Consider the following 14,460-nt stretch of genomic DNA (forward strand, 5'->3'; position numbering starts at 1 on the left):
GTGTTTACAAAACTATTGCCAGCAAATTTCACAAGTGCATTGTCTAACGTTTAACCACCACCTTTAACACTTAGTAACATGTTCTCTATTTTGACTACTTTGTGAAGACAGATTTCTGTTCCAATTCTATTGTGGTATAATCCTCTAGTGTGTCAGAAAACCAACATTGTAAATCGGCTTCTCTTTTATGGAGATACATAGGCTTCCCATTAATCAATTTCATCGGTATATCGTGGCCAGGGATTAGAATATTTTCCGGCTTTTCTTTCCACAATTTCCATAGATAATCTATGGAACCTTGGCTTTCCGATAGATTTAACGTCATGTCCGCATCGCTTGATAAAAGTTCAGCTCTATTTTTTGCTGCATCACCACAAAATATCAAATCATAATCACCATTATCTACCGTGTAGGTTAGGTGTCCTGGTGTATGGCCTTTTGTTTGATGAGCAACAATCCCAGGAACAACTTCCTCAAGATGATCAACTAATTTTGTTTGTGGGGAACGATTTAATTCCTTTACATATAGTTCAGGTACATGCCATCCTCCCGCTGGTTCATTTAATGCCCACTCCATATCCACTCGCCCTACTACAATGGTTGCGTTAGGAAACATGGTCCAATTTACACAATGATCCCAATGCGTATGTGTCAATAAAATCATAGTTATATCATCTGGTGACAAACCTTTGTCATGTAACTTCTCTAATAGAAGTGGACGGACACCAAAACTACCGACGTCAATAATTATATTCTCATCGTTCTGCGACAGCAGTGCCACTGTACTCCAGCCTAACCCTCCGTGAGTTGAGGACTTTCCAGGAAACCCTTGGATAAATATGTTGTAATCAAACATTAGATTCCTCCTTTCATCTATGTAGTAGATTTAGAATAATAAGCCGCACATTTTACCAGAACATTATTATTATTCAGAAATTAATGCATACACGTTTATCTAAGTAATTGGTTTCATTTTTGACTAATCTACATTCACAAGTAGTTAAATCATTAAATTCCAGGAAAATATTAATTTTTTACTTCTGTCTATTATCTCGGTTTGAATCTATGCTTGGTAGATTATAGGATAGATCAACATTCAACAAAGTGATGTTTCAACTATATTTTTAAGAAGGACTAAAACAACTCCAGCAAAAAGCGAAATACTTTATATAATCAGTCTAGTTGTTATAGCTAATGAGGTTTTTGTGGAAACGTTTCCTTATTCAACTCAAATTATACATGCCCGGAAAATTAATTTCAAGTGTTTTTAGAAAATTTTAAAATAATATTTGATTACAAATTTATAGATATCCCGTAACAGCTGTGTTTCTACTCCCTTCACCCGGTACTGTAGGGTTCTGCAGTCGATTTTCTTTCCATAAACGTTGGGTAAAATACCAATGATTCTTTATATAATTGTTTTTCCTTAATTAATTTAACAATAATTTCTATAGCCCTTTGTCCCATTTCTTTAATGGGGGTATGAATGGTTGTCAGCATAGGTGACAATATTTCCGCATATTGTGAGTCATCAAAACCTACTACTGATAATTGTTCAGGAATATTAATGTTAAGCTCATTTGCCGCTCGATAAACCCCTACAGCAATACTATCGCTACCAGCAAATATTGCTGTTGGTCTTCTATTCTTCTGTAATAATTTCAAAGCATTTTTGTATCCACTTTCCATATAAAATTTATCAAATACAACATATTCATCATTTATGGAAATTCCGTTTTCATTCAATGCGTATTCATATCCTTTATGTCTTTCAACGGATGCATAAGATTCCTTCCCCCCTGAAATAAATGCAATATCCTTATGCCCTAAATCGATTAGATGGCTCGTTGCTTTATATCCACCATCAAAATTATCAACTAATACTTCATGCACATGTAAGTTGAAAATCTTACTTCCCAGAACAACTATAGGAAGATCAGGATATTTTTCTTTCGCATCTTTTATATTTTCAGCTTCGATTTCTGGAGATGAGAAAATGATTCCATCTACCCCTTTCGCAATTAGAAGATTGATATACTCTGCCTCTTTTTGCAAATTATTGTCCGTATTACATAAAAAGATATTAAATCCATGTTTACTCGCTTCATCTTCTACAGCTCTGGTCAGATCCGAATAAAAAATATTTTTAATGTCAGGTATGATTAACCCAAGCGTTAATGTTTGTTTCTTCGTCATTGCCGCAGCAAGTAGACTCCCTTTATAATCCAGTTTTTTTACTGCTTGAAGAACTTTTTCTCTTGTTTTTTCGCTTGTATATCCACTATTATTTAATACTCTCGATACGGTTGAAATTGCAACATTAGCTTCCTTAGCTACTTCTTTTATGGTTACCACGATAAAACAACTCCTTATGGAAACGTTTCCTTATATTATACATTTTATAATTCTTCAACATTCATAGATATCCTGCCTTTACAGGTCTATCTTGATGAGTATTCATGTTTCTTAACGGTATTAGAAATAAAAATTCTACCAATCCCTATTTTTCTATAATGCCTGTTTGTGACTATTATACTAAAAATTTAATTAGGACATACTATGAAGAGATAAAAAAAGAAGCAATAACCTGAAACAGGCTTTTGCTTCTCATTTTGCTATTAAGCCACTGAATAGAATATGAAAAATGGATACTATACCCCTCTTTTATTCCCCCATACAAAAGTATGTAGCTGTGGTAATACCCGAACATCTTTTAATTTTTCGTTTTGCATGACTTGATTAATCAAATGTTCATATTTAGAAATCAAATAGGCAACCAATTCCGATTGATCTTCTGTTTCCAAATCATCATTACCAACTTGAAGATAAAGTGGTACGTCTGGGTATCTCGTATGAATCTCTACTGCATATTCTAAATCTGCATCATCAAAAATAACAACTTTTAAACTAAATTTTCCCTTTTGATCCTGCGTTAATAATTCTATTATACGGTCGAGAATCTCATAGTTTGTTTTCATTAAGGAACTAGGGGGTTTAGGTGAAATGGTTAAGTCGTCAATTTCTGTAAACCAAGATTGCCATCTACTTCCCTGTGTTTCAAGTGCTACCTTAATCTGATTTTTATGCAATATATCTATTAAACTATCCATTTGAGGTAAAAGAGCTGGGTTTCCTCCAGAAATAGTTACATGAGAAAACGTCCTACCGCCTTTTTCCTTTAGGGATTCATATATTTCTTCAGCCGTCATCATTTGAATTGCCTTTTTTTCTGATCCATCCCAAGTGAATTTTGAATCACACCATGAACAAGAATAATCACACCCTGCTGTTCTTACAAACATGGTTTTCTGACCGATAACCATCCCTTCCCCTTGAATGGTTGGGCCAAATATTTCAAGTACAGGAATCTTTTTCATGCTTTTAACTCCTTTGGTCTGTAAATACAATAACTCGTTGGTGTTTCACGTAGAAAAACTTGTAAACATTTAGGGTTATTAGGTAATGAATCCAAATATTCCTGCACGAGTTCATAGATAGTTCTGGCTAATACCTCACTAGTTGGGAAAAATTCGGCATTCTCATTTGAGAATTTGTCGTCATCATTTAATAATCCGTGATCAAAGCGCTTATGAATTAAATCTTTGATTTTCTTAAAATTTACTAAAAACCCTGTATGATCTAATTTATCACCAGCAATTGTTATATTCGTAAAGTAAGTGTGCCCATGTGTTACCTGACATTTTCCTGCATCCTCATGTGGGATATAATGAGCTGCTGCGAAATGGAAATCCTTATTTATCTCATATTCGAAAGGATGCGTAACAGTAGGGTAAATTTGCTGCATCATAATATATTCCTCCCCAATATTAATATATTGCGAGGTTCTCTACACTCAAAAAAATGGCTGTTTCGTATATCTTATTGTTTTTGTCACAATCGAAGGATTATGCACAGTAACTTAATTTGTGCGAACATTGATTTCTGCTCCGGGTAATTACGGGCCTTAGAAACGAATTCAATCTACTCAGAAAAATTCACTTCCTTTAAAAAGAAAAACATTTTCTGCGTGCGAAAACGCTGTCGAAGCTTTCCTTGTCCTGCGGGTCTTCAGACATGTGCTTTAGCCGTAGGAGGTGACTACCTTCCGCTCTATCACCCATAACAAAAGTGGATATTAAAATAATTAGAGCACTAAGCAGCGGAGGAAATACATGGAGACTCCTGTGGGATGAAAAGCCTAGGTGAGACTATGGAGAGCGTTAGCTCGGAGCAGGCTCAGCAGCGCCCACGGAAAGCGTAGTGTATTTCCGTAGCGGTATTAATGTACCATCATATGCATGTCAATTTGTTAGATAACAGCCAAAAAAATAAACAACACTAAGTAAGGTGTTGTTTCGTCTCCTTAGTTTTTTATAGAGGGATGGAATTTCGAACCTCTTCCATATAATATTACATTAACCGTAACATAATGCTTCATCCTGCACAAGTTTCATGGAGAATACAAAAAATTTAAAATTGCAATTACAGGAATACTTCATATGTGTATCATATTAATTTATTCCAATCACCTTCATTAACAACAAAACTCATACGGATGTAGAGGCGGATTAGCAGGGAATTTCCATTTTGGTGTAAATCGTTTATCTTTCCAGTGCCAGGCACCCAAGGCTGCTGCACAGGCATCCATCGAATGGCTTTGTTTTGCAACAGCTTCTGGAATCCCGATAAGATTTTGTTGCTCTAGCCATTGGAGAAGAACCTTTCGCACTTCTAAGTCTTGTTTATAGGTTCGTACATAATCCATTTCACTTGATGACAACCTTGAACCAATCACCCCACCAGGATGCACCTCCACGATGGATATAGGTTGTGGGAATGATTGTGCTGCGATTTCTCTAGTAAGCTTGATTCCTCTTAATGTTAAGTAAACCATTCGATTTAATGTAGGAGGCATGATGGATCCTGATTTCATCCCGATTTTAACTATAAACTTTCTTAATGCACGATCCGATTCCCTGTCCCCTCCACCATCCTCATAGGACAAAGGAGCGTCGATACCGATGACGACTTCATCTAAATGTGATTGGGTGGTAACCTCATTTAAGATTTCTTCATCACTCATAGAACTTCTGTATTTTACAAATTTCAATTGTCTATCTTCAACTTCAAACACGGTAAGTACCGTATCCTTATGGTTACTAGGACCTGATAAATCTATTCCTATAACGCGCATCGAATCCTTCTTTCTGTATGTATACCTAAATAAAATCTGCATGAACGCCGTGTTTTAACCATTTCGCTGTCGGAGTTTTTGCAGTTAACATATCTTCTGGTGTGCCTTCAAATATAATATTTCCGCCTTTTTTTCCTCCACCTGGGCCTAATTCAATGACCCAATCGCTCGCCGCGATAAAATCTAAATTATGTTCAATAATAATAACCGAGTTCCCTTTGTTTACAAGCTTCTGAAATACGTCTAAGAGTTTTCCATAATCGTTCGTGTGCAGCCCTAAGGATGGCTCATCAAGTAGATAGATTTGTCCTTCCCTTTTTAAGTGACTCGCCAGCTTTAAGCGCTGGATTTCTCCGCCACTTAGCGAGCTTGTTGTCTGTCCTAAAGTGAGATATCCTAGTCCCACTTCCTTTAGCGTATTCACTCTTTTTATCATTTTTGGCATGCTAAAATACGTATTTGCTTCCTCTATCGTTAAATCTAGAATCTCTACTATATTTTTATCCTGATAACGATAGGACAGTGCTTTCTCTGAATATCTCGTACCACCACATGTTTCACAGGGGATGGTTACTGGATCTGCAAAGGCTACGTCTGGCTTTATGATTCCTTTCCCTTTGCAGACAGGACATGCTCCTAAAGAATTAAAGCTAAATAAGCCGGCTGATTGTCCTGTTTCTTTTGCAAATAGAGCACGAATATCATCCATAATTCCCATATAGGTAGCCAGTGTCGAACGGCTTGATCTCCCTATACTACCTTGTCCTACCTGGATTGTTTCTGGGTACCTTTCCTTGAATGCTTGCAACATGAGAGAGCTTTTACCTGATCCAGATACTCCGCAAATGGTGACAAAGACATTTTTAGGAATAGCTATGCTGATATTTTTTAAATTATGGTTACTTACTCCTTCTAGTGAAAAATAACTAGTCATCTCTCTTGGATGGTTGTTTAGTTTTAGCTTGTGGTTTAGGCTTGTGGCGGCATTGGAGGTTTTTAATCCTTCTAATTTCCCCTGATAGACTACTTCTCCTCCATGTACTCCTGCTCCCGGTCCCATCTCAATGATTTCATCCGCTTCTCGTATGACGGATAGATTATGTTCAATCACAATTACGGTATTATGCTGGTTTTTCAGACTTTTTAGCATATCGATTAGCATAGTTACTTCCTCTGGATGGAGTCCTGCACTTGGTTCATCGAAAATATAAGTGATGTTATTTAAACTACTTCCTAAATGATGAGCGATTTTGACCCGTTGCGCTTCACCACTAGACAAGGTACCCATTTTTCTGGAAAGGCTCAAATACCCTAATCCCATCTCTACTAGTCGGTTGATGTGTGGGATGGTTTGTTGGGCGATTGCTTCCCCCATCGGGTCCTTAATCTTCTCTAGCTCCTCTAGTAATTCCGTTAACTCTAATTGATCGTATTCCGCGATATTGTAACCATTGATTCGACATTCTAATACCTTGGGGTTTAGACCTGACCCTTGACAGGTTGGGCATAGGGTATGGCTGGATACGGCTAAAACATCATCCTGTGAGACCTGCTTTAGCTTCGAAACATCTCGATGGATATAGAGACGCGTAAATCGAGGCAATAGCCCATCCCACTCATGCTGTTGCGGTCCATGCTTAGTATGAAACGGCGCATAGACTGTTTCCCCTTCTTTGGGACCATATAATAGCAGATGACGCTTTTCTTCGGAATAGTCCTTTATCGGTTGATCTGGATCGAATAATCCGCATGTCATCATCCACCTTCCTTGCCACCCTGAAGGCGATAATGGCTTAAATCTCACCGCATATTCCCGTAGTGACCTATCAAAATCAATCATTTTATGTAAATCTGGCGCAATAACCTCCCCAAATCCACCACATTCCGGACAGCGACCAAATGAGCTCTGGCTCGAAAATTCAGTAGCAGAGCCAACTGGTGGATTCCCTATTCGGGAAAACAGAAGTCGAATCATTGGATGAATATCCATATAGGTACCAACGGTTGAGCGAGAATTGCCTCCCACAGGTTTTTGCTCGACGACAACGACCGGGCTTAAATGTTGCATCAAATCAGCGTGTGGCCTTTCATACCTTGGCATTTGATACCGGACATAGTGTGGATAGTTCAACGTCATTTGCCTTCTGCTTTCAGTTGCTAAGGTATCAAAAGCTACCGAACTTTTTCCCGAACCTGAAAGACCAGTAAATACAATGATTTTTTCTTTTGGTATGTTTAAATCGATATCTTTTAAATTATTTTCCTTCAATCCTCTTAAGATGATTTCATCCTTAATCTCTGACACTTTATCATCCCTTCTGGTTTTACTATTACGAAAGTGCCCTTGATACTTGCTGGATAAGACTAGCACTATTATATCCTTTTCCATCATTTAACATAATGATTAGGCATAAGAAAAGTACACGTTTATAATTAAAGTGTTTTTTATGTTGTAGGTGAAGGATGATGTTATAAAAATCGAATGTTAGGAAATGATTACGCAGAATGAAAGAAACACCCACTTGATATACCAAATACACATTGCGTAAAAAAACAATCTATTAGAAAACAGTCAATAAATAGGTACCGTTTATCTTCCCCTCTTATCCCACTTGTACCAGCTATAAAAGATAAGGACAGCAGTGATAGGAATAAAAGTAACGACCCACTCGTACTTCGTCGGAACAAGAAAAAGGAGTGGGGTAGAAAGGAAGATAACAGGTAGCACCCAAATGATCCACATTCTTACATATTTATTTTTAAAGCTAAGCTCAAACTCCTCCATCATCATTACCTCCTTAGCCTATAGTTCTTCTTTTATCGAAACAACCTGCGTTAATAACTTAAACTAATTATTTCAAAATAAGGAACCGAATTCAAATATTTTTTCAAAAATTAAGACACCTACCATTAGGATAGGCGTCTGTTGTTTAAAAAATTAATAGATAGATATATTTAAAATGTATTTTAGTTCTATAGGGTGATGGTCTAATGACTTTGAGCGTCCGATGACCGAATAGACAACGAATTTACTCCGTTTTTTCTTCAGGATAAACAAGTAAAGGCTCTGGCCAATCAAAATCTGGATCTGGACCATACAGTTCAACAATACACTTTAAATCAGCTCTGGTATCCCTATAATCATAGCGGAAATTCCGTCCCCAGTAACCATATTGTATTTGGTTTATTCCATTTTTCCGACAGAATTCAAGTGCACTCGAATAGGATTCGGTATCCAATGCCACATGATGAATACCTTCACCATGTTCTCTTAAAAACCCAGTATAATCACTGTAATCATCCAATGGTTCAATTAACTCCCATTGGACACCTCCAATGTCAGCAAGGGCTAAACGCATGGCATAATCCACTCGTTTACCATCAATACTCATATCTGCAACAGTATCTTTGTTAAATTCATATACTTTCCATGGTCCAATTCCGTATTTGTCGGCATATGTTTTTAACGTCTTATTTATATCTTTTACTACGACTCCAACCTGGAGGACATTTGTAAATGCTGGTTTACTTACCCTTGACTCTTCCGGATATACAAAAAGAGGCTCCGGCCACTCGAAGTCTGGGTCTGGCCCATATAGTTCAACAATACATTTTAAATCATTACTAGTATCTCTATAGTCGTAGCGAAAATTTCGTCCCCAATAGCCATATTGCATCGGGCCTATTTCATTATTCTGACAAAATTCAAGTGCACTAGAATAGGATTCGGTATCCAATGCCACATGATGGATACCTTCACCATGCTCTATTAAAAACCTGGCATAATCACTGTAATCATCCAGTGGTTCAATTAGCTCCCATTGGACATCTCCAACATCTGCAAGAGCTAAGCGCATGGCATAATCCACCCGTTTGCCGCCAATACTCATATCTGCAACAGTATCCTTGTTAAATTCATATACTTTCCATGGTCCAATTCCGTATTTGTCGGCATATGTTTTTAAAGTCTCATTCACATCTTTTACTACAACCCCAACCTGGAGTACTCCGGTAAATAATGGTTTCAAATTATTTCCTCCTTATTAATTTTGAGAGTTTGTGAATTTCTTAGGTCTCCAATATTCAATCCTTAAACTTAACCTTTTGAATATAATAAGGCGTTTCTTCCCATTATCTTTTTTAATCTATCGCCGAAGCACAGGTTTGGGTCATTACGATTCTCTTCTAGCAAACGCTACATGTCACGGATATTTGGTCTAGTTCTACTTCAAGATTTTCTTCATCTGCCCTGCACTTCTTCTATTACCTTTTACAGCATTCCAAGCTTTCTTCAGGTGATATACGATAGATCTATTTATGTCTATCTGATTTTTATAAAAATCATCTATTAAATCAGTAATCGATAAGGATCTTGTAGGTAATTAGCAATTTTACTTAAGAATTCTGCTGCAGGGGCACCATCAATGATTTGATGGTCGTATGATAAGCTTAATGGAAGTTTTCGTTTTTCTACAACTTCTCCATTGTCATTTAATTCTAGTTCTTTTTGTAATGCTCCAACTCCTAAAATTCCAACCTCAGGCGTATTAATAATCGGTGTAAAGTATTCTATTTCATAACCGCCTAAGTTTGTAATAGAGAACGTGGATCCCGTATATAAACTACCATTTAACGTTCCTTTTCTCGCCTCCGATGTTACTTTTTTAATAGCTGGACCGAGTTGTGATAGGGACATTTGATGCGCATCTTTTATAACAGGAACAACAAGACCTTCATCAATAGCAGTAGCCATACCGATATGAATCTCATCTACTTGAATATACTCCCCGTTATAGTACCAGGCATTCATCTCAGGAGTATCTGATAATGATAAAATTACAGCTCTAGTAAGTAATGTATTAATACTCAATTCCCCATTATCCAGGGGTTGCTTCACTTTTTCTTTCATTTCCGTTCTGAATTTCATCAGTTCTGTAATATCTACTTTTCGCTGATTTGTCACTTGAGCAGTTGTTTGAACACTTCGCATCATACGCTCAGCGATAGTTTTACGCATTCCTTTCAGCCCAGCCCCATATTCCATTTCAGAAGTGGTATTCGCAGTTGGAGCTGCAGGTTGTTGTGATACTGTTTTTTCTGTTGGTTGATATCGTTGAATATCTAACCGTGTAATTCTTCCGTTTCCACCTGTCCCATTTACATCGCGGATGTCAATACCTTGTTCTTCAGCCATTTTCCGAGCAACCGGTGTGATAAAAATACGTTCACCATCATTTGTTTTTGTTTGTTTATTTCTCTGAACGGAAGACACTGCTTCCACACTTTCCTGATTATGGTTGCTACCCTTTTCTTTCACTGATTTATCTTCTGTTTCTACAGTTGAATCAATTGTTTCTCCCTTTTCACCGATGTATGCCATCACTTCCTTACTAGGAATTACATCTCCTTCTTGGGAAGCTATCTTAATAATCGTTCCAGATTGAGGTGCTTCTACTTCACTTGTTAATTTCTCAGAACTGATTTCAACAATTGGATCACCTTGTTCAACTTGATCCCCTTCTTTAACAAACCAATGTTCAACTGTGCCTTCTGTCATGGTTAGACCTAATTTAGGCATTACAATTTCTGTAGCCATCATTTAACCTCCCCTATTAAGCTTTTAAATCATCAATGATTTCTGCAGCCTCTTTTAAGACTTTATCCGCATCTGGTATATATAGTTTTTCAAGACTAGTAGCAAAAGGTACTGGTGTATTTGGAGCACAGACACATTTAATAGGACCATCTAAGTAATCAAATGCTTTGTCAGATACCACCGAAGCAATATCTGTAGCCGTATTATTATGTGGATTCGCTTCATCAATAACGATTAATCTTCCCGTTTTCTTAACCGATTCAATGACCGTTTTTTGATCCCATGGAGCAACGGTTCTTAGATCAATGACTTCAACGGATACGTTATCTTTCTCTAAAGTCTCAGCTACTTCTAAACCGACAAATAGCATTTTCCCAATCGTAACGATTGTCAGGTCTTCCCCTTCACGTTTGACATCTGCTTCACCTATAGGAATAGTATAGTAATCTTCAGGAACTTCCCCTTTTGTGCCATACAATGTTTTGTCTTCAGAAAAAATGACCAAATTGTCGTCTTCTATAGATGATAAGAGTAGTCCTTTGGCATCGTATGGGGTTGCAGGAACGACCACTTTAACCCCTGGAATGGAGCCAAATATTCCATAATAGGAACCGGAGTGTTGAGCCGCAGCATTTGCACCAGCACCGTGCATGGTTCGAACAGTCATTGGAATTTTAGCCTTCCCACCAAACATATAGCGCATTTTAGAACCTTGTCCAAGAATGGAATCAAATGCAAAACCAATAAAATCATTAAACATTAATTCTGGAATAGGACGTAAACCGGTTACCGCCATTCCGACAGCTGCACCCATATACCCCATCTCAGAAATCGGGGTATCTATTACACGTTCATGACCATATTTAGGCATAAGACCTTTCGTTATTCCCATGGTTCCGCCCCATGCATCCACATTTTCTTCCTCTAAATGTTTAACATCAGCTCCACCTACAATATCTTCCCCAAGTAAAATAACATCTTCATCTTTTTCCATTGCTTGATCAAGCGCTTCATTGATTGCATTCATAAATAATTTTTCTCTACCCATAAATTTCTACCCCTTTCAAAAATTGGATATTTAGTCAGCAAAAACATCTTCATGTAACGCTTCAGGTTGTGGCTCTGGACTTTCTTTCGCGTATTTAACTGCTTCTTCAACGTCTCTTTTTGATTCTTCTCTTAAATCATCTAATTCCTCTTCTGTTAATAAATCGCTTTCAATAACGTAGTCTCTGAATACATCAAGTGGATCAACATCTGCCCATTCTTTTTCTTCACCAGAAGATGCTTTATATTTTTGTTCATCCCCTTCAAAATGACCATAATTTCTATAAGTCACGCATTCTATTAAAGTCGGGCCTTCTCCTTTACGAGCGCGTTCAATCGCTTCCCCAGCTGTTTCATAAACGGCAACGATATCTTTACCATTAACACGAACCCCAGGCATGTTGTATGCTACAGCTCTTTCTGCAATAGTTTGAGAACTAGAAGAATACCATTGAGGTGTTGCTTCAGCATAAAAATTATTTTCATTAACAAAAACAATGGGCAAGTTCCAAATAGATGCCATATTTAAACACTCATGGAATATTCCTTCGTTAGCTGCACCATCACCAAAGAAACAAACGACTACTTTGCCATTTTTCTTATATTTATTTCTCATCGCGGCACCAGTTGCTATACCAAAACCGCCACCAACCATTCCGTTTGCTCCGAGAATACCTTTATCGATATCAGCAATGTGCATGGAACCGCCTTTCCCTTTACCAAGTCCCGTAGCTTTTCCGAAAATCTCCGCCATCATTCCTTTTAGATTTCCGCCCTTTGCCACGCAATGCCCATGGCCTCGGTGTGTACTTGTAATATAGTCATCATCGGATAGGTGAGCACAAACACCAGTTGCAATCGCTTCTTCACCAGCATATAAGTGAACAAATCCAGGGATTTCACCGGCAGCAAAATATCGTTTCGCACTCTCTTCAAAATTCCGTATATCTTCCATGTTCTTATACATATCTTTGGATTTATCTTTTGTTAAATCTTTTACAGCTGTATCTGTTGATGTACGAACCTCTAAATCTACCAGTTCTTTGAATAACGTTTCAACATTAGGTGCTGATTTCGGCATTCCTTTTGCTTTTTCCATCATATTTATTCCTCCTAAATATATTAATCTATTATATTTTTAGCAGTATCTTGGATTAACTCGGATATGGTAGGATGAGCAAATACAGTATTAGCTAATTCATCAACAGTACCTTCCGATTCATATACTGCCAAGATTTGATGTAATAAATCTGCCGCATGTGAGCCTACAATAACCCCTCCTAATATTTCACGGTATCTCGTTTCGGTTATGATCTTTACAAAACCTTCTGTTTCAGTGGATGCGATGGCACGTCCATTAAATGAAAATGGCATTTGTTCAACCATGACATCATACCCTGCACTTCTGGCTTCTTCTTCACTCATACCAAATTCCGAAACTTCTGGTTCCGTGAACAGTGGTCTGGGGATGCTATTGGGGTTAACCGGCTTTTCTTTTTTACCACTCATGGCTCGTACCGCTTTTACCCCCTCAGCACTAGCAGCATGTGCTAGAGTATACCCGCCAATTAAATCACCAATAGCATATACGTCCTTTTCACTTGTTTCATAGTATTCATCTACTACGACAAATTGTTGTTTTCTATCTAATTGCAAGCCCATTGCTTTAGGTATTTCAAGGTTTTGGCGTCTACCTGTAGCGACTAGTAATCTATCAAATTCAACCTCCTTACTATCAGAAAGCATAACCTTTTGATCCTTCACTTCTTGAATACTAGCATTTGTCACTATATCTATGCCGATATTTTTTAACTTATTCTTAATCGTATTTCGAGCATCATGATCAATCGTTAATAGAATATCTGGAGCAACCTCTATAATTGTTACTTCTACACCAAACTTTTTAAGCGCAAAAGCTAACTCAACAGCAATAACTCCCCCTCCAATGGTTACAATCTTTTCAGGTAGTTCGTCCATGTCAAAAAAGGTATCTGTTGTCAAATAATTCACTCTATTTAAACCAGGAATATCTGGAACAAATGGATACCCTCCAGTAGCAAGGAGTATATTTTTTCCATAATATTCTTTACCATTTACTTCAAACGTATTTTTATTTACGTACTTCGCTTCTCCTTCAATAACTTGAATTCCTTTGTTTTTAAAAGTAGTAAGGATACCACTTTGTAACGTAGAAACTACTCTATTTTTTCTTTGAACAATAGATGGAAAATCAATATCTTCTACTGTTACAGTCAAACCGCTCTTGTTAGCTAATTCTACTGATGATAACCAATGACTATATTGCAAGTATGTTTTGGATGGAATACATCCAACATTGAGACAACATCCTCCAACAGCATTTTTTTCAATTACTGCTACTGAATTACCTAATTTGGCAGCTTCTTCTGCGGCTACATATCCTCCTGGTCCTGCTCCAATAATTAAAATATCAAAGTTTGCCAAGCAATCACCTCACCTAATTCTTATTAGTTATAATAAAATCCCTAGAGGAGTTGTCTGGAAGCGTTTTCACATCTTCCGATTTAATTGTAGCGAATATTCTATTAAAAAGCAACACTGTTCATAATCTTTTAATAAATATAAAATGAATCTAATTTATTAA

At 37.3% G+C, this 14,460-nt stretch carries 12 protein-coding genes and 1 riboswitch; all 12 genes read right to left on the reverse strand.

Features of this window, described 5'->3' with window-relative positions:
- Positions 1-94 precede the first annotated feature (94 nt).
- Entirely contained in the window at positions 95-856 is a 762-nt protein-coding gene (locus tag CAO17_RS07010; protein WP_085992128.1) for an MBL fold metallo-hydrolase, read from the reverse strand.
- A 482-nt stretch (positions 857-1,338) separates the two neighbouring features.
- Positions 1,339-2,355: a LacI family DNA-binding transcriptional regulator gene (locus CAO17_RS07015; protein WP_085992129.1), complete on the reverse strand. Its 1,017-nt coding sequence runs from the start codon at positions 2,353-2,355 to the stop codon at positions 1,339-1,341.
- A 296-nt stretch (positions 2,356-2,651) separates the two neighbouring features.
- Positions 2,652-3,377, reverse strand: coding sequence for a 7-carboxy-7-deazaguanine synthase QueE (gene queE / locus CAO17_RS07020; protein WP_085992130.1), 726 nt, complete (start codon positions 3,375-3,377; stop codon positions 2,652-2,654).
- Complete coding sequence (gene queD / locus CAO17_RS07025; protein WP_085992131.1) at positions 3,374-3,808, reverse strand: 6-carboxytetrahydropterin synthase QueD; 435 nt, start codon at positions 3,806-3,808, stop codon at positions 3,374-3,376. Before queD ends, queE begins: the two co-directional genes overlap by 4 nt.
- A gap of 549 nt (positions 3,809-4,357) precedes the next feature.
- A riboswitch (PreQ1 riboswitch) is annotated at positions 4,358-4,404 on the reverse strand.
- Positions 4,405-4,534: 130 nt separating this feature from the next.
- The gene (locus CAO17_RS07030; RefSeq protein ID WP_245831783.1) at positions 4,535-5,236 is read right to left on the reverse strand and encodes a DUF429 domain-containing protein; all 702 of its coding nucleotides are present in this window, start codon (positions 5,234-5,236) and stop codon (positions 4,535-4,537) included.
- Positions 5,220-7,499, reverse strand: a complete 2,280-nt coding sequence (locus tag CAO17_RS07035; protein ID WP_085992133.1) for an ATP-binding cassette domain-containing protein — start codon at positions 7,497-7,499, stop codon at positions 5,220-5,222. The genes CAO17_RS07030 and CAO17_RS07035 overlap by 17 nt, the downstream gene beginning before the upstream one ends.
- Positions 7,500-7,784: 285 nt before the next feature.
- Positions 7,785-7,979, reverse strand: a complete 195-nt coding sequence (locus tag CAO17_RS07040) for a hypothetical protein (RefSeq protein WP_085992134.1) — start codon at positions 7,977-7,979, stop codon at positions 7,785-7,787.
- 244 nt (positions 7,980-8,223) lie between these two features.
- The gene (locus CAO17_RS21330) at positions 8,224-9,222 is read right to left on the reverse strand and encodes a VOC family protein (protein WP_218775537.1); all 999 of its coding nucleotides are present in this window, start codon (positions 9,220-9,222) and stop codon (positions 8,224-8,226) included.
- Between the two features lie 320 nt (positions 9,223-9,542).
- Positions 9,543-10,790, reverse strand: a complete 1,248-nt coding sequence (locus tag CAO17_RS07050) for a dihydrolipoamide acetyltransferase family protein (RefSeq protein ID WP_085992135.1) — start codon at positions 10,788-10,790, stop codon at positions 9,543-9,545.
- Positions 10,791-10,806: 16 nt separating this feature from the next.
- Positions 10,807-11,838 (reverse strand): alpha-ketoacid dehydrogenase subunit beta, encoded by a 1,032-nt coding sequence (locus CAO17_RS07055; protein WP_085992136.1) that lies wholly within the window; start codon positions 11,836-11,838, stop codon positions 10,807-10,809.
- Between the two features lie 30 nt (positions 11,839-11,868).
- On the reverse strand, positions 11,869-12,804 hold the full coding sequence (locus CAO17_RS07060) for a thiamine pyrophosphate-dependent dehydrogenase E1 component subunit alpha (RefSeq protein WP_245831928.1): 936 nt from the start codon (positions 12,802-12,804) through the stop codon (positions 11,869-11,871).
- A 155-nt stretch (positions 12,805-12,959) separates the two neighbouring features.
- Entirely contained in the window at positions 12,960-14,300 is a 1,341-nt protein-coding gene (lpdA, locus tag CAO17_RS07065; RefSeq protein WP_085992137.1) for a dihydrolipoyl dehydrogenase, read from the reverse strand.
- Positions 14,301-14,460: the final 160 nt, after the last annotated feature.

The sequence above is a fragment of the Oceanobacillus senegalensis genome (assembly GCF_900176885.1).
GTDB lineage: Bacteria > Bacillota > Bacilli > Bacillales > Amphibacillaceae > Oceanobacillus > Oceanobacillus senegalensis.

What these genes read in the sequence shown, in the direction of transcription:
- CAO17_RS07060 (WP_245831928.1), bottom strand. Translation starts at nt 12,804, where the DNA reads ATGTATAAGAACATGGAAGATATACGGAATTTTGAAGAGAGTGCGAAA.
- CAO17_RS07050 (WP_085992135.1), bottom strand. Translation starts at nt 10,790, where the DNA reads ATGGCTACAGAAATTGTAATGCCTAAATTAGGTCTAACCATGACAGAA.
- CAO17_RS07040 (WP_085992134.1), bottom strand. Translation starts at nt 7,979, where the DNA reads ATGGAGGAGTTTGAGCTTAGCTTTAAAAATAAATATGTAAGAATGTGG.
- CAO17_RS07055 (WP_085992136.1), bottom strand. Translation starts at nt 11,838, where the DNA reads ATGGGTAGAGAAAAATTATTTATGAATGCAATCAATGAAGCGCTTGAT.
- CAO17_RS07010 (WP_085992128.1), bottom strand. Translation starts at nt 856, where the DNA reads ATGTTTGATTACAACATATTTATCCAAGGGTTTCCTGGAAAGTCCTCA.
- CAO17_RS07030 (WP_245831783.1), bottom strand. Translation starts at nt 5,236, where the DNA reads ATGCAGATTTTATTTAGGTATACATACAGAAAGAAGGATTCGATGCGC.
- queD (WP_085992131.1), bottom strand. Translation starts at nt 3,808, where the DNA reads ATGATGCAGCAAATTTACCCTACTGTTACGCATCCTTTCGAATATGAG.
- queE (WP_085992130.1), bottom strand. Translation starts at nt 3,377, where the DNA reads ATGAAAAAGATTCCTGTACTTGAAATATTTGGCCCAACCATTCAAGGG.